The following is a 16,080-nucleotide window of genomic DNA, read 5'->3' on the forward strand; positions in this document are numbered from 1 at the left end:
ATCGCTGCGCCCCGAGCCACCCTGGCGCTTGCCGAAGGGGCTCGACGCGCACCCCGATCCGGGTCACTTCAGACCCAGCACGTCCTGCATATCGTACAGCCCGACAGAACGACCGCGCAGCCAGGAAGCAGCCCGCACGGCCCCCTTGGCGAAGGTCATGCGACTGGAAGCCTTGTGAGTGATTTCCACACGCTCGCCATCGGCAGCGAACAGCACGGTGTGATCGCCGACCACGTCGCCGGCGCGCACCGTGGCGAACCCGATGGTTTCGCGGGCACGAGCGCCAGTCTGACCTTCACGCCCGTAGACCGCGACCTTGTCGAGATCACGCCCCAATGCGTTGGCGATGACCTCCCCCATGCGCAGCGCAGTACCGGACGGCGCATCGACCTTGTGGCGGTGGTGAGCCTCGAGGACCTCGATGTCCACGTCGTCACCCAGCACCCGCGCAGCGGTATCGAGCAAGTTGAGGCACAGGTTGACGCCCACGCTGAAGTTGGCGGCGAAGACGATGGGAATATCCTTGCCCGCCTCGACCAGCAACTGCTTTTCAGCAGCACTGAAACCGGTGGTGCCGATGACCATGGCCTTGCCTGCCTGCCGGCAGAGCTCCAGGTTCTTCAGCGTCACCGAGGGGTGAGTGAAATCGATCAGCACGTCGAATTGATCGAGCACACCGTGCAGATCGCCGCCAACGGCCACACCCAGCTTGCCGACCGCGGCCAGCTCGCCGGCATCAGCGCCCAGCAGCGTGCTTTCGGGACGTGCCAGCGCCGCGCCGAGGCTGACACCTTCGGCTTGCTGCACGGCTTCGATCAGGTTCTTGCCCATGCGCCCGGCGGCGCCTGTGACTGCAATTCGCATAACAACAGCTCCACGCTGCGAGCCTCAAGCTACGAGCCGGACACGCCATTTCTGGTCGCCCGACTTGCAGCGTGCGGCTGGTTTCAGAGATCGCCGAAGAAGCGCTTGACGCCTTCGAACCAGCCATTGGCCTTGGGCGAGTGCGAGCTGTTGCCCGCCAGGGACTGACGGAACTCGTCGAGCAGCTCGCGCTGACGACGATCCAGGTTGACCGGTGTTTCCACCGCCACCTTGCACATCAGGTCGCCAGCACCGCCGCCGCGCACCGGAGCCACGCCCTTGCCACGCAGGCGGAACAGCTTGCCAGTCTGCGTGCCTTCCGGGATCTTCAGCTTGACCCGACCGTCGAGGGTCGGCACTTCCAGCTCGCCGCCCAGCGCTGCATCGGCGAAGCTGATCGGTACTTCGCAGTACAGATGCTTGCCGTCGCGCTGGAAGATCGCGTGCTCACGCACGTTGACGACCACATACAGATCGCCAGCCGGACCACCCATGGTGCCCGCCTCGCCCTCGCCGGACAGACGAATGCGGTCACCGGTATCGACACCAGCCGGTACCTTGACCGACAGCGTCTTGTGCTCTTCGACACGGCCATGACCGTGGCAGGAACCACAAGGGTCGGTGATCATCTTGCCGCTGCCGTGGCAGCGCGGGCAGGTCTGCTGCACAGAGAAGAAACCCTGCTGCATGCGCACCTGACCGATGCCTCCGCACGTGGTGCAGGTGACCGGAGTGGTGCCCTTCTTGGCGCCGGAGCCTTCGCACACCTTGCAGTTGACCAGAGTCGGCACGCGAATGGTCACCGTGGTGCCACGCACTGCCTCTTCGAGATCCAGCTCCAGGGTGTAACGCAGGTCGCTGCCGCGCTGCGCACCGCCGCGCTGACCGCCACGCTGGCCACCGAAGAAATCGCTGAACACGTCGCCGAAGATATCGGAGAAGTTGGCGCTGCCACCGCCAAAGCCGCCACCGCCACCCATTTGTGGGTCGACACCGGCATGACCGTACTGATCGTAAGCGCTGCGTTTGCCCGCATCGGACAGCACTTCATAGGCCTCGTTGGCCTCCTTGAAGGCGTCTTCGGCAGCCTTGTCGCCGGGGTTGCGATCGGGGTGATGCTTCATCGCCAGGCGGCGGTAGGCCTTCTTCAGCTCCGCCTCGCTGGCACCGCGCTCGACCCCGAGCACTTCGTAGTAGTCACGTTTAGACATGGATTTCTAACACTCTCAAAATTCGTACCGTCCAGACACGCCAACGCGGGAGCAAGCCCCCGCGCGGCGGATCGCCCTGGCGCACAGTAGTGCGGCAGGGCGCAAACACAGGCAAGCCGGGGCTTACTTGTTGTCCTTGACTTCCTCGAACTCGGCGTCGACAACGTCGTCCGCAGAGCCCTTGGTTTCACCGGCATCCGCCGCCGCACCGGCAGCACCTGGCTGCGGCTGTTCGGCATACATTTTCTGCGCCAGTGGCGTGGTTGCCTCGGACAGGGCATTCATCTTCGCTTCGATGGCCGCCTTGTCGTCACCCTTGACGGCAACTTCCAGCTCGCCGAGGGCCGTTTCGATGGCCGCTTTCTCGTCCGCAGTGGCCTTGTCGCCCGCTTCGGTGAGCATCTTGCGTGTGGCGTGAACCAGCTGGTCGCCCTGGTTACGGGCGGTGGCCAGTTCTTCGAATTTGCGGTCTTCCTCGGCATTGGCCTCGGCGTCACGCACCATGCGCTCGATTTCATCATCGGACAGGCCCGAGTTGGCCTTGATCACGATGGACTGGGTCTTGCCGGTCGCCTTGTCTTTCGCACCGACGTGCAGGATGCCGTTGGCATCGATATCGAAGGTCACTTCGATCTGCGGTACGCCACGCGGAGCTGGCGGAATCTCGGCCAGGTCGAACTTGCCCAGGGACTTGTTCTGACCGGCCTGCTTGCGCTCACCCTGCAGCACGTGAATGGTCACCGCGCTCTGGTTGTCGTCGGCGGTGGAGAACACCTGCGACTTCTTGGTCGGGATGGTGGTGTTCTTCTCGATCAGCGCGGTCATCACACCGCCCATGGTTTCGATACCCAGGGTCAGCGGGGAAACGTCCAGCAGCAGCACGTCCTTGACGTCGCCAGCCAGTACCGCGCCCTGAATGGCAGCGCCCATGGCAACGGCTTCGTCCGGGTTGACGTCCTTGCGTGCTTCCTTGCCGAAGAACTCGGTAACCAGCTTCTGCACCAGCGGCATGCGGGTCTGACCGCCGACCAGGATCACGTCGTTGATCGAACCGACGTCGATGCCGGCGTCTTTCAAGGCGATGCGGCACGGCTCGATGGTGCGCTGTACCAGATCTTCGACCAGCGATTCCAGCTTGGCGCGGGAAATCTTCACGTTCAAGTGCTTGGGACCGGTGGCGTCTGCAGTGATGTACGGCAGGTTGACGTCGGTCTGCTGGCTCGAGGACAGCTCGATCTTGGCCTTCTCGGCGGCTTCCTTGAGGCGCTGCATGGCCAGCGGGTCGCCCTTGAGGTTCATGCCGGTTTCTTTCTTGAACTCGTCGACGAGGTAGTCGATCAGGCGGATGTCGAAGTCTTCGCCACCGAGGAAGGTGTCACCGTTGGTGGCCAGTACTTCGAACTGGTGCTCGCCGTCGACTTCAGCGATCTCGATCACCGAGACGTCGAAGGTACCGCCGCCCAGGTCATAGACGATCACGGTGTGGTCGCCCTTGGCCTTGTCCATGCCATAGGCCAGCGCAGCCGCGGTAGGCTCGTTGATGATGCGCTTGACGTCCAGACCGGCGATGCGGCCGGCATCCTTGGTTGCCTGGCGCTGGCTGTCGTTGAAGTAGGCCGGAACGGTGATGACCGCTTCGGTGACCGCTTCGCCGAGATAGTCTTCGGCGGTCTTCTTCATCTTCTTGAGAATTTCAGCCGAGATCTGCGGCGGTGCCATCTTCTGGCCATTGACCTCGACCCAGGCGTCACCGTTGTCCGCCTTGGCGATCTTGTACGGGACCATCTGGATGTCTTTCTGTACGACTTCTTCGTCGAAACGACGGCCGATCAGGCGCTTCACCGCATACAGGGTGTTGTGAGGGTTGGTCACGGCCTGACGCTTGGCGGACTGGCCGACCAGGATCTCGCCATCGTTGGCGTAAGCGATGATCGACGGCGTGGTACGCGCGCCTTCGGCGTTCTCGATGACCTTGACGTTGCCGTTTTCAAGAATGGAGACGCAGGAGTTGGTGGTCCCCAGGTCGATACCGATAATTTTGCCCATTTCACTCTCCCGAAACTTTGATATATCCGCAGCGCTGTCGTGACCGCTGCGGTAGCACTAATACGCTTGACTTAATAAATGGGGGCTCGCCCGCCGATTTCAAGCCTGTTCGTCGATGGACGGCGGAGTCTCGGCCGGTGCCTTGCTGACCACGACCATGGCCGGACGCAGCAGGCGACCGTTGAGCATGTAGCCCTTCTGGAACACCTTGAGCACGCTGTTGGGCTCGACGTTGGTGCTCTCTTGCAGGGCCATGGCCTGATGGTGCTCCGGATTGAACGGCGCACCATGCGGGTCGATGGCTTCCAACTGATGACGCTTGAGGGTATCGAGCAGCAACTTGAGCGTCAGCTCCATGCCCTCGCGCACCGCCTTGATCGATTCGTCATCGGCACTGGACAGCTCGAGACCACGCTCCAGGCTATCGACCACCGGCAACAGGTCGTTGGCGAATTTCTCGAGGGCGAACTTGTGCGCCTTCTCGACATCCTGCTCAGCGCGGCGGCGCACGTTCTGCAGATCGGCAGCCATGCGCAGCGACTGATCCTGCGCAGCCGCCAGTTGCTCTTCGAGCGCTTGCACGCGAGCAGCCAGGTCATCACTCGGCGCAGCGTCATTCGCTTCGGCCTCGGGAGTCTGCGGATCCAGGTTCTGTTCGTCAGCCATGCACTTCTCCTCTGAATAATCGACGAGCCTCAACTCGCGCGTCTGCCGCCTATATAAGGACGATTCGTAGGGTTTCAAGGGGCGCAACCACATCACTGCACGACAGAGGACACAGGATTGCCACTCACAGACAAAACACTGTATAAATAACCAGACAAAATTCTGGGAGGCCACGCCATGCTGGTGCACCTGTCCGTACACAATTACGCCATCGTCGAACACCTCGATCTGGAACTGGATCGCGGAATGAGCGTCATCAGCGGCGAAACCGGCGCTGGCAAATCGATCATGCTCGACGCCCTCGGCCTGACCCTGGGCGATCGCGCGGACAGCGGCGTAGTGAGACCAGGTGCCGACAAGGCCGACATTCTCGCCAGCTTCGACCTGGGCGACATTCCCGAAGCCCACGACTGGCTCGCCGAGCGCGACCTGGACACCGACGGCCCCTGCATCTTGCGCCGCGTGATCACCGCCGAAGGCCGCTCGCGGGGCTACATCAACGGCACCCCCTGCCCGCTCGGTGACCTCAAGGCGCTGGGCGAGCTGCTGATCGACATCCACAGCCAGCATGAACACCAGTCGCTGCTCAAGGCCGACACCCATCGCCGCCTGCTCGACGAATACGCCAACGCCCAGGAACTGGCCCGCCAGGTGCACCTGGCCGCACAGCGCTGGAAGCAGACACGCAGCGAACTCGAACGCCTCGCCTCACAGGGCGATGAACAGCGTGCGCGCCATCAACTGCTCAGTTATCAGCTGGAAGAGCTGGAGAACCTTGGGCTAGGCGACAACGAGCTGGAGCAGCTCGAACAGGACCACAAGGCCCTGACCAACGCCGAAGGCTTGCTCGCCGCCTGCCGCCAGGTCATCGAGCAATGCAGCGAGAGCGATGCCGGCAACGTGCTGTCCGCCCTGACCAATAGCCTGAGCCGACTCAGCGGCGTGCAAGGCCAACCGGGCGCGCTCAACGAAGCCGCCAACCTGCTCGCCAGCGCACAGATTCAGGTCGAAGAGGCGGTGGGTGAGTTGAATCGTTTTCTCGACCATTTCGAGGCCGACCCGCAGCGCCAGCAACAACTGGAAGAGCGCCTGGACACCATCTATACACTGGCGCGCAAGCATCGCATTCACCCCAGCGAACTGCCCGCCATGCAGCAGCAGTTGTTCGACGAGCTGGAAGGCCTGAATGCCGATGACCAGGCCACCGAGCGCCTGAGCGAGGAGCTGGCTTCCTATGGCCGACACTATCAGGAGAAGGCTGCCGAACTGAGCGCCCGCCGACACAAAGCGGCAGGCAAACTGAGCAAGGCGGTGGAAAAGGAAATGCAGACACTGGGCATGCCCGGCGGTCGCTTCAGCATTCAACTGCAGGAAAACATCAGCAGCGAACCGAACGCCAATGGTCTCGAGCAGGTGGAGTTTCTGGTCAGTGCCAACCCGGGCCAACCGATCAAGGCACTGGCCAAGGTGGCCTCGGGTGGCGAGCTTTCGCGTATCAGCCTGGCAATCCAAGTGATCACCGCGCAGACCTCACGGGTACCGACGCTGGTATTCGATGAAGTGGACGTCGGTATCGGCGGACCTACCGCCGAAGTCGTGGGTCAACTGCTGCGCCGTCTGGGCAACCGTGGCCAGGTACTTACCGTCACCCACCTGCCGCAGGTCGCCGCCCAGGGCCACCAACACCTGTTCGTACACAAGGTGCGCGGCAACAACGCGACCCGCACCGCGGTCAGCAAGCTGAGCGACGCCCAACGCGTTGAAGAGATCGCCCGCATGCTCGGCGGCATCGACCTTACCGAAGAGTCGCTGGCCCACGCCCGCAAGCTGGTCAGCAACGCGCAGAGCTAGTATTCGCAACACTTTATTACAGGCATGAAAAAGGCGACCCAGGGTCGCCTTTTTCACTACGGGTCGTACTTACTTTTTAACGCCAGTGGTGCGCACGTACAGAACCAGATTGTGATCAACCAGCTCGAAACCGTGCTCACGAACGATTTCTTTCTGACGCTTTTCGATTTCGGCATCGAAGAACTCGATCACGTCGCCGGTATCCACGCACACCATGTGATCGTGGTGACCACCGTCGGCCAATTCGAATACGGCATGGCCGCCGTCGAAGTTGTGGCGTACCACCAGGCCGGCCGCTTCGAACTGGGTCAGAACCCGGTAAACAGTGGCCAGACCGACATCTTCACCGGCGTCCATCAGGGACTTGTAAACATCCTCTGCACTCATGTGACGCTGCTCGGCAGAGTCGAGCATCTGCAGGATTTTGACCCGTGGCAGGGTCACTTTCAGGCCAGCTTTGCGGAGTTCGCTATTTTCAACCATGGTCTGCTTTCTCGCGGAAGCGCTTCGCAGCTTCCCTTATTGCGGGTATGATCGGGGTTTACGTTGCCCAGCCAAGATAGTGGAAGACGCCCACCGATGCAAAAAACCAAACTCCTGCTGACCAGCCTCATGTTCATGGGGCTCATCGCACTCGCCGGTTGCTCATTCCCCGGGGTTTATAAAATCGACATCCAACAGGGCAATGTCGTCACGCAGGACATGATAGACCAGTTGAGGCCGGGAATGACCCGACGCCAAGTGCGGTTTATCATGGGCAATCCCCTGCTGACCGACACCTTCCACGCCAACCGCTGGGATTACCTGTACAGCATGCAGGCTGGCGGCAGCCAGCGTCAGCAAGAGCGCGTAAGCGTCGTGTTCAACGGCGACGACCAGCTGGTCGGCCTGTCCGGTGACTTCATGCCAGGCGTCAGCCGTGATGACGCGATCCTCGGCCGTGACGGCGCTCCGCAGACTGCGCCGACCGAGCAGCAGGATGAACCTGCAGCCCCTGGCTCGCTGCTCGAACAGATCCAGCGTGATGTGGATAACGTCGAAACCGTACCGGTACCGACGCCGGAGCCACTGGAAACCTCCCCCCAGTAAGTGCTCCCGTATGAAAAAGCCCTGGCCAGTGCCGGGGCTTTTTATTGCTCGAACGAAACTGCGGCATCCACTGCCTGCTCGCCCAGCTCAACGCCCGTTACGGTCTTGCGCCAGTTTTGCCCGCTCGACAGCCTGAGCTGCTCGACGCTTGCGTACGTCTTTGGGATCGGCGAGCAGCGGACGATAGATCTCGACGCGATCCCCCTCTTCCAGCAAGCGAGTCTCGGGCGACGCCACCGCCTTGCCAAATATCCCCAGGGGCGCACCCGCCAGATCCAGATCGGCAACATGCTCGTGCAAGCCCGACTGCAGCGCAGCCTGACGCACCGTACTGCCGGCTGGCAGCTGCAGAGTTAGAAGAAATTGCCTGTCAGGCGCGGCGAAGACAACTTCCACCGACACTCGATCACTGGCCATGGAGTTGCTTGGCACGCTGACAGAATGCGTCGACCATGGTGTTGGCCGCCTGATTGAACAGCGGGCCGAGGGCCGCGCGTACGATCGGGCCTGCGTAATCGAAGGTCAGATCGAGACTGATCTTGCAGGCCTTTTCGCCCAGCGCCTTGAATACCCACTGCCCATGGAAATGCTCGAAGGGCCCGCTTTCCAAATTCAGCTCGATGGACTGTCCTGGCACCAGCACATTGCGGGTGGTAAAACGCTGGCTCAGCCCGGCCTTGGCCACTTCCAGACTGGCACGCATGTGCGTATCACTGACCTCGAGTACTTCGCTCGATGCACACCAGGGCAGAAACTCCGGGTAGCGCGCGACATCGTTGACCAGGTCATACAGCGCCTGCGCCGGATAGGGCAGCAAGGCCGAGCGTTGAATGTGAGTGCTCATAACAATAGGTTTCCACGGTTGGTGGCATCGCATTACAGCGCTGCCACAGGGCGATACGGCATACCGACGAGCATCGACCGCAAGACGAGAAGTGCACATATTGTCGAGGATTCATCCTGAGGGCTCAAGCGCACTGCTGACGCAGCACTTTTAGCGTGAGAAGCATGAGGATCAATGGCGCACCGACGTCATACTCCATATAATGCGCCGCCTATGGCTAAACAAACGAAACATCCGCAAGGCAGCATCGCCCAGAACAAGAAGGCGATGCACGACTACTTCGTCGAGTCCCGCTTCGAGGCCGGCCTGGCTCTGGCCGGCTGGGAAGTGAAAAGTCTGCGCGCCGGCAAGGCCCAGCTGGTCGACAGCTACGTGCTGCTCAAGGACGACGAAGCCTGGCTGATGGGCTGCCACATCACGCCGCTGAAAACCGCCAGCACCCACGTTATCGCCGACCCGACGCGTACGCGAAAGCTGCTGCTGAACAAGCGCGAGCTGGAAAAGCTGTTCGGTTCGGTTCAGCAGAAAGGCTACACCTGCGTGGCCCTGTCGCTGTACTGGAAGCAGCACTTGGTGAAGTGCGAAATCGCCCTGGCCAAGGGCAAGAAGGATTTCGACAAGCGCCACACCGAGAAAGAACGCGACGCCGACCGCGAAGTGCAGCGCGCCATGCGCAGCAAGGGCAAAGACGAGTAAGCGCAGCGCCGAGCTGCGGTACCGCCTTGTCGACCCACCCGCACGGCTTGCCGGGTGGGTCATCCCCACCCATCCGCCGCTTTATACGCCCCATCACCTGCCGGCACATGGCCGATATCGCCTGGTGGGTTAGATGGCGCCCGGATAACAGTGACGACTTGCCTTAGACGCCTCGCGCCACCAACCCCACGAGCGCGAAACGCTACCGCCCCCCGGGGATGATGCGCCCTAGAGCCCCTGGCGCCGCTGCGCGCGCTGCTCGCGGACTTCCTGCTGCAGCACGTCGGCCAGGACCTCCTGAACGTAATCGATATGCCGGTTCGAAAGGGCTCGCGCCTCTTCGGCCCGCCCCTCGATGATCGCTTCGTAAAGCGCCCGGTGCTGGGCATTGAGCATGCCGCGGGTTTCCCCGCGCAGGGCATACATGCCGCCTATATTGGTCACCACGTTGCGCTTGAGCAGGTCGAACAGGCCCCGAATGGTGTGCAGCAGCACGGCATTGTGGCTGGCCTCTGCGATGGCCAGATGGAAGCTGGCGTCGGCCGCCCCCTCCTCGGCACGCGTCACTTCACCAGCACGCCCATAGCAATCCTGCAGACGTTCGAACGCGCCACTCAGCCGCTGGCGATCCACATCGGTAGCACGCAACGCCGCGTAATACGCGCAGGAGCCCTCCAGGGTATGCCGGAACTCGAGGAGGTCGCGCTGAGCGTCGGCATTGCTTTCCAGCAGGTGCATGAGCGGATCACTGAAGGTCGATCCAAGGTTCTCGCAAATGTAGGTGCCGCCACCTTGCCGACTACTCAGCAAGCCTTTGGTGGCGAGCTTCTGGATGGCTTCACGCAGTGAGGGGCGGGAGACACCGAACTGCTCGGCGAGCACGCGCTCTGCAGGCAGCCGCTCACCGGCCTTCAGGGTGCCCTCGAGGATCATCGCTTCGAGACGCTCGACGATGTCGTCTGACAAACGCCTCTGCCGCAACGGACCAAAATTCATGCGTTCAATGCTCCATTGCATCGCGAAGACGGCGGCAGATCGGCTGCCCGCCAGGAAACCTGTGCAGCCTAACCAGAGCCCTGCGTCATCACAAGCTCAACGCTTGGAGCGCGCCTTCTACCAAAGTAGCAGCGACACAAATTGACGCACCCGAAGGAAAGAAATTATCCTGGCTCGCCTCTTTTGTAAATTGGTCTTACCAATAATAACGATCCGGTTGCAGCGCCACACCTGCCGTCACCGATAACCAATGGCAGCTTGCGACCCGGCGATACCAACAACAATCAGCGAGCCTTCACCATGCAAACATGGCAACAGTTGTACACCCCGCTCGGCAGCCTCGGCCTGTCCGCGCTGGCGGCGGTCGTTCCGATCATTTTCTTTTTTCTCGCCCTGGCCGTCTTCCGCATGAAGGGCCACGTGGCGGGCAGCATCACCCTGGGACTCTCGGTGATCATCGCCATCGCCGCATTCGGCATGCCGGTAGACAAGGCCCTGGCCGCTGCCGCTTACGGCTTCGCCTACGGCCTCTGGCCCATCGCCTGGATCATCGTCGCTGCCGTGTTCCTGTACAAACTGACGGTCAAGAGCGGCCAGTTCGAAGTCATCCGCAGCTCGGTATTGTCGATCACCGACGACCAGCGTCTGCAGGTGCTGCTGATCGGGTTCTCCTTCGGTGCATTCCTCGAAGGTGCCGCCGGCTTCGGCGCACCGGTGGCCATCACCGCTGCCCTACTGGTCGGCCTGGGCTTCAACCCGCTCTACGCCGCTGGCTTGTGCCTGATCGCCAATACCGCACCGGTGGCCTTTGGCGCCCTGGGCATTCCGATCATCGTCGCTGGCCAGGTCACCGGCATCGACGCCTTCAAGATCGGCGCCATGACCGGTCGCCAACTGCCACTGCTGTCGATCATAGTGCCGTTCTGGCTGGTGGCGATGATGGATGGCTGGAAAGGCATCAGGGAAACCTGGCCGGCGGCGCTGGTCGCTGGCGTGAGCTTCGCCATCACCCAGTACTACACCTCCAACTACATCGGCCCTGAACTGCCGGACATCACCTCGGCACTGGTCAGCCTGGTGTGCCTGACCCTGTTCCTCAAGGTCTGGCAGCCCAGGCGGGCCGCCGCCAGCCAGATCGCTGGCGTTTCCGGTGGTGCAGCAGTGGCTGGCGGGTTCGGCGGCGTACGCAGCACCACGCCATCGCCCTACAGCCTGGGCGAGATCCTCAAGGCCTGGTCGCCCTTCCTGATCCTCACCGCCATGGTCACGGTGTGGACCCTGAAACCCTTCAAGGCACTGTTCGCCCCAGGTGGCGCGCTGGACAACCTGGTGTTCATGCTGCCAATCCCGTACCTGGATCAACTGGTGATCAAGGTCGCCCCGATCGTTGCCAATCCAACCCCCATCGCGGCGGTGTTCAAGCTCGATCCGGTGTCGGCTACCGGTACGGCCATCTTCCTGTCGGCGGTGCTATCGATGCTGGTGTTGAAGATCAATTTCAGAATTGGTCTTACCACACTGAAAGAAACTTTCTACGAGTTGCGCTGGCCTATCCTGTCCATCGGCATGGTGCTGGCGTTCGCGTTCGTCACCAACTATTCGGGCATGTCGACCACCATGGCGCTGGTACTTGCCGGCACCGGTGCGGCATTCCCGTTCTTCTCGCCCTTCCTCGGCTGGCTGGGGGTGTTCCTGACCGGCTCGGACACGTCCTCCAACGCCTTGTTCGGCTCGCTGCAAGCCACCACGGCGCACCAGATCGGCGTCAGCGACACCCTGCTGGTGGCTGCCAATACCAGCGGTGGCGTGACCGGCAAGATGATCTCGCCGCAGTCCATCGCCGTGGCTTGCGCTGCGACCGGCATGGTCGGCAAGGAGTCCGATCTGTTCCGCTTCACCCTCAAGCACAGCCTGATCTTCGCCACCTTCGTCGGCCTGATCACACTGGCTCAGGCCTACTGGCTGACCGGCATGATCGTCCACTGAGTCGCGCACAGGGCAGCACATGGCGTGCTGCCCTATCCTCTGGAACTCAGCAAAACGATAGATCCACCGAACACAGCGCAACAACTCCAAAGCCCTCGGCAGAGCCAGGGCCTTGGCGCTGACAACAGGTTGACGCGTCAGCCCAGATACGGAATCAAGCCCATGATCATTTCTGCCTCCACCGATTATCGCGCCGCTGCCCAGCGACGCCTGCCGCCATTCCTGTTCCACTACATCGACGGCGGCGCCTATGCCGAGTACACGCTGCGGCGCAACGTCGAGGACCTCGCCAGCATCGCCCTGCGCCAGCGCGTGCTGAAGAACATGTCCGAGCTGAGCCTGGAAACCCAGCTATTCGGTGAGACATTGTCGATGCCGGTAGTCCTGGCCCCCGTCGGGCTGACCGGCATGTACGCCCGCCGTGGTGAAGTGCAGGCAGCCAAAGCGGCAGCCGACAAGGGCATTCCCTTCACGCTCTCCACCGTGTCGGTGTGCCCGATCGAGGAAGTGGCACCAGCGATCAACCGCCCCATGTGGTTTCAGTTGTACGTATTGAAAGACCGCGGCTTCATGAAGAACGCCCTCGAGCGCGCCAAGGCCGCCGGCGTCACCACCCTGGTATTCACCGTCGACATGCCGACACCGGGTGCGCGCTACCGCGACGCCCATTCGGGCATGAGCGGCGCCAACGCGGCCGTGCGCCGGATGCTGCAAGCCTTCACTCATCCCGCCTGGGCGCTGGACGTTGGCCTGCTGGGCAAGCCCCACGACCTGGGCAACATTTCCGCCTACCGGGGCAGCCCCACCGGCCTGGCCGATTACATCGGCTGGCTGGGTGCCAACTTCGACCCGTCGATTTCCTGGAAGGACCTGGAGTGGATCCGTGAGTTCTGGGACGGCCCGATGGTGATCAAGGGCATTCTTGACCCGGAAGATGCACGCGATGCAGTCAAGTTCGGCGCCGACGGCATCGTCGTCTCCAACCACGGTGGTCGCCAGCTCGATGGCGTGCTGTCCAGCGCCCGCGCCTTGCCGGCCATCGCCGACGCGGTGAAGGGCGATCTGAAGATCCTCGCCGACTCGGGCATTCGCAGCGGCCTGGACGTGGTGCGCATGATCGCCCTGGGCGCCGATACCGTGATGCTTGGCCGCGCCTTCGTCTATGCATTGGCTGCCGCTGGCGGCGCGGGTGTGAGCAACCTGCTGAACCTGATCGAGAAAGAAATGCGCGTGGCCATGGTGCTGACCGGTGCCAGATCGATTGCGCAGATCAGCGCCGAGTCACTGGTTCGGGAGCGCTGAGCAATGCCATCGATCAGCCGAGACACCCTGCTGGCGACTCTGCGTGAAACGGTGGGCAGCGAGCATGTACTCACCGACGAGCAAAGCACCCGGCGCTTTCGCAAGGGCCATCGCACTGGCGACGGCAGCGTGCTGGCCGTGGTCCGGCCGGGCACGCTGCTGGAGCAGTGGCGGGTCCTGCAGGCGGCGGTCGCCGCCAATCGCATCGTCATCATGCAGGCGGCCAACACGGGCCTGACCGGAGGCTCGACACCGGATGGCAACGACTACGATCGCGAGATCGTACTGATCAGCACCCTGCGCATAACCGGTGTGCAGCTGATCAATGACGGCGAGCAGGTGGTCTGCCTGCCCGGCGCCACATTGGATCGCCTGGAGCAGGCACTGGCACCGCTTGGCCGCGAGCCCCACTCGGTGATCGGCTCCTCGTGCATCGGCGCTTCGGTTCTGGGTGGCGTGTGCAACAACTCGGGAGGCTCGCTGGTCCGCCGCGGCCCGGCCTACACCGAACAGGCACTGTACGCACAGGTGATGGAAGACGGTACGCTGGCGCTGATCAATCACCTGGGCATCGACCTGGGCAACAGCCCCGAGGAAATCCTCACCCGCCTGCAACGTGGCGACTACAGCCCGTTTCAGGTCAGCAATGACGGTACCGGCAGGGCCTCCGACGGCAGCTATGGCGACTACGTACGCGACGTCGACGCCGATACACCGGCACGCTTCAATGCCGACCCCTCACGACTGTTCGAGGCCTCCGGCTCGGCCGGCAAGCTGTGCCTGTTCGCCGTGCGCCTGGATACCTTCGCCAAGGAGCCGAGCACCGTCTTCTATATCGGCAGCAACGACCCGCACGACCTCACAGAGATACGCCGCCACCTGCTCAGCCAGCTGCCAAGCCTGCCCATTGCCGGCGAGTACATCCACCGCACCGCCTTCGACATCGGCGAAAAGTATGGCAAGGACACCTTTCTGCTCATCGACAGGTTCGGCACTGCCAAGGTCCCTGCGGCCTTCGCGCTGAAGAGCCGTGTCGATGGCTTCTTCGAGCGCTTCGGCCTACGAGGCATCAGTGACCGGGCGATTCAGCTGCTGATGAATCTGCTGCCCAGCCACCTGCCACTGCGCATGCGCCAATACCGCGACCGCTATGAGCATCACCTGCTCGTCCGAGTTGCCAACGACAGCCTGGAGCAGACCCGCGCCTTTCTGAGCGAATACTTCGGGCAACGCCGCAGCGGTGCCTTTTTCGAATGCGACGCCGACGAGGGCCGCAAGGCATTCCTGCACCGCTTCGCCATCGCTGGCGCGGCGATCCGCTACCGCGAGGCGCACCGCAGCAGCGTCGAAGACATCCTCGCCCTGGATATCGCCCTGCGTCGCAATGACCGTGACTGGGTCGAGACGCTGCCGGCAGCGATGCAAGGGCAGATCATCCACAAGCTCTACTATGGGCACTTCTTCTGCCACGTGTTCCATCAGGATTACATCGTCAAGAAGGGCGTCGACCCGATCGCCATGGAGCACGCCATGTGGACGCTCCTCGATGAACGCCGTGCCGAGTACCCGGCCGAGCACAACGTCGGTCACCTGTATATCGCCAAGCCAGCGCTGGCGGATTTCTACCGCGAGCTGGATCCGACCAACGCCTTCAACCCGGGCATCGGCCAGACATCGAAAAAGAAACACTGGGAGAAGTGCTGCGGCGGTCATTGAGACACGCGAAGAAGAAAGGGGAGACCTCTCGGCCTCCCCTTTCGTAGATGTCCTGTGCTGGCAATTCTGTCGCCGCTTTCCTCGCCCGCCTGGTTGGGCAGTGCGGACCCGGGTGCCGTGACGACCCGGTGGGGTCGGCGGCGCCAGCTCTCCTGATTGGGCGAGCCGGGTGGACGTGTCGTCCGGGCCTTGAAACTGAGATAAAGCTTACGCCCGACAGCACGACCATAAATTGCAAATATTGCTCGCATAAGCATCACTTGCGCAATTTTACGTTAATCGATCAATATCTAGCGCAATCAAACGACAAATAAGCCTGAGCATGAACAAACTCGACCGCTACGACCTGAACATTCTTGCCGAACTGCAACGCGATGCGACCCTGTCCAATCAGGACCTGGCCGAACGTATCGGCCTCTCCCCCTCCCCCTGCTCGCGACGGGTCAAACAGTTGGAGGATGACGGCTACATCGTGCAGCAGGTCGCCCTGCTCGATCGCAAGAAACTTGGCCTGAGCCTGACCGCCTACGTGCTGATCGGCATGGACCGCCACACGCCCGAGCGTTTCGAGCACTTCCAGGAAGAAATCCGCAAGTGCCCTGAAGTGCTGGAATGCTGTCTGGTCACCGGAATGGACGCCGATTACCAGCTCAAGGTGGTGGTACCCGACATGGATCATTACCAGAAGCTGCTGCTCGGCACCCTGACGCGCATCGATGGCGTTTCCAGCGTGCGCTCGAGCTTCGTGCTGCAGCAGATCCTGTCCAGTACCCAACTGCCGCTCCAGCACTTGCGCAGCTAAAAACCCTACGA

At 62.1% G+C, this 16,080-nt stretch carries 15 protein-coding genes; 7 read left to right on the forward strand and 8 right to left on the reverse strand.

Annotated features, from left to right (window positions below; all coding sequences use genetic code 11):
- Window positions 1-63: 63 nt before the first annotated feature.
- From dapB to grpE, 4 genes are all read right to left on the reverse strand, one after another.
- Window positions 64-864 (reverse strand): 4-hydroxy-tetrahydrodipicolinate reductase, encoded by an 801-nt coding sequence (dapB, locus tag ACT9T4_RS05560; RefSeq protein WP_499115918.1) that lies wholly within the window; start codon window positions 862-864, stop codon window positions 64-66.
- 83 nt (window positions 865-947) lie between these two features.
- Window positions 948-2,075 carry a molecular chaperone DnaJ gene (gene dnaJ, locus ACT9T4_RS05565; RefSeq protein ID WP_042554884.1) on the reverse strand — a complete coding sequence of 376 codons (1,128 nt, stop codon included), beginning with the start codon at window positions 2,073-2,075 and terminating at the stop codon, window positions 948-950.
- Window positions 2,076-2,198: 123 nt separating this feature from the next.
- Window positions 2,199-4,121 carry a molecular chaperone DnaK gene (gene dnaK, locus ACT9T4_RS05570; RefSeq protein WP_042554883.1) on the reverse strand — a complete coding sequence of 641 codons (1,923 nt, stop codon included), beginning with the start codon at window positions 4,119-4,121 and terminating at the stop codon, window positions 2,199-2,201.
- A 99-nt stretch (window positions 4,122-4,220) separates the two neighbouring features.
- Entirely contained in the window at window positions 4,221-4,787 is a 567-nt protein-coding gene (gene grpE, locus ACT9T4_RS05575) for a nucleotide exchange factor GrpE (RefSeq protein ID WP_042554882.1), read from the reverse strand.
- Window positions 4,788-4,964: 177 nt separating this feature from the next.
- Here grpE and recN point away from each other — a divergent pair, with 177 nt between their 5' ends.
- The gene (gene recN, locus ACT9T4_RS05580; RefSeq protein ID WP_042554881.1) at window positions 4,965-6,638 is read left to right on the forward strand and encodes a DNA repair protein RecN; all 1,674 of its coding nucleotides are present in this window, start codon (window positions 4,965-4,967) and stop codon (window positions 6,636-6,638) included.
- Window positions 6,639-6,707: 69 nt separating this feature from the next.
- On the opposite strand, the gene fur is transcribed toward recN, so the two are convergent.
- Window positions 6,708-7,121 (reverse strand): ferric iron uptake transcriptional regulator, encoded by a 414-nt coding sequence (gene fur, locus ACT9T4_RS05585; RefSeq protein ID WP_042554880.1) that lies wholly within the window; start codon window positions 7,119-7,121, stop codon window positions 6,708-6,710.
- Window positions 7,122-7,217: 96 nt separating this feature from the next.
- Here fur and ACT9T4_RS05590 point away from each other — a divergent pair, with 96 nt between their 5' ends.
- Window positions 7,218-7,727 carry an outer membrane protein assembly factor BamE gene (locus ACT9T4_RS05590; protein ID WP_042554879.1) on the forward strand — a complete coding sequence of 170 codons (510 nt, stop codon included), beginning with the start codon at window positions 7,218-7,220 and terminating at the stop codon, window positions 7,725-7,727.
- An 87-nt stretch (window positions 7,728-7,814) separates the two neighbouring features.
- Here ACT9T4_RS05590 and ACT9T4_RS05595 read toward each other — a convergent pair whose 3' ends face one another.
- Both ACT9T4_RS05595 and ACT9T4_RS05600 read right to left on the reverse strand, forming a co-directional pair.
- Entirely contained in the window at window positions 7,815-8,144 is a 330-nt protein-coding gene (locus ACT9T4_RS05595) for an RnfH family protein (protein WP_499115922.1), read from the reverse strand.
- On the reverse strand, window positions 8,134-8,571 hold the full coding sequence (locus ACT9T4_RS05600; protein WP_042554877.1) for a type II toxin-antitoxin system RatA family toxin: 438 nt from the start codon (window positions 8,569-8,571) through the stop codon (window positions 8,134-8,136). The genes ACT9T4_RS05595 and ACT9T4_RS05600 overlap by 11 nt, the downstream gene beginning before the upstream one ends.
- 213 nt (window positions 8,572-8,784) lie before the next feature.
- On the opposite strand from ACT9T4_RS05600, the gene smpB reads away from it, so the two are divergent.
- The gene (gene smpB, locus ACT9T4_RS05605; RefSeq protein WP_042554876.1) at window positions 8,785-9,267 is read left to right on the forward strand and encodes an SsrA-binding protein SmpB; all 483 of its coding nucleotides are present in this window, start codon (window positions 8,785-8,787) and stop codon (window positions 9,265-9,267) included.
- 228 nt (window positions 9,268-9,495) lie between these two features.
- Here smpB and ACT9T4_RS05610 read toward each other — a convergent pair whose 3' ends face one another.
- Window positions 9,496-10,263 carry a GntR family transcriptional regulator gene (locus ACT9T4_RS05610; RefSeq protein WP_499115923.1) on the reverse strand — a complete coding sequence of 256 codons (768 nt, stop codon included), beginning with the start codon at window positions 10,261-10,263 and terminating at the stop codon, window positions 9,496-9,498.
- A gap of 300 nt (window positions 10,264-10,563) precedes the next feature.
- Between ACT9T4_RS05610 and ACT9T4_RS05615 the strand changes: the two genes are divergently transcribed.
- From ACT9T4_RS05615 to ACT9T4_RS05630, 4 genes are all read left to right on the forward strand, one after another.
- A complete protein-coding gene (locus ACT9T4_RS05615; protein WP_042554987.1) occupies window positions 10,564-12,249 on the forward strand; it encodes a lactate permease LctP family transporter in 1,686 nt (561 codons plus the stop codon).
- 162 nt (window positions 12,250-12,411) lie between these two features.
- Window positions 12,412-13,551, forward strand: a complete 1,140-nt coding sequence (lldD, locus tag ACT9T4_RS05620; protein WP_179539948.1) for an FMN-dependent L-lactate dehydrogenase LldD — start codon at window positions 12,412-12,414, stop codon at window positions 13,549-13,551.
- 3 nt (window positions 13,552-13,554) lie between these two features.
- Entirely contained in the window at window positions 13,555-15,267 is a 1,713-nt protein-coding gene (gene dld / locus ACT9T4_RS05625) for a D-lactate dehydrogenase (RefSeq protein ID WP_499115926.1), read from the forward strand.
- A 322-nt stretch (window positions 15,268-15,589) separates the two neighbouring features.
- Window positions 15,590-16,069 carry an Lrp/AsnC family transcriptional regulator gene (locus tag ACT9T4_RS05630; protein WP_042554872.1) on the forward strand — a complete coding sequence of 160 codons (480 nt, stop codon included), beginning with the start codon at window positions 15,590-15,592 and terminating at the stop codon, window positions 16,067-16,069.
- Window positions 16,070-16,080: the final 11 nt, after the last annotated feature.

The organism is Pseudomonas sp. SZ40, from assembly GCF_052958135.1.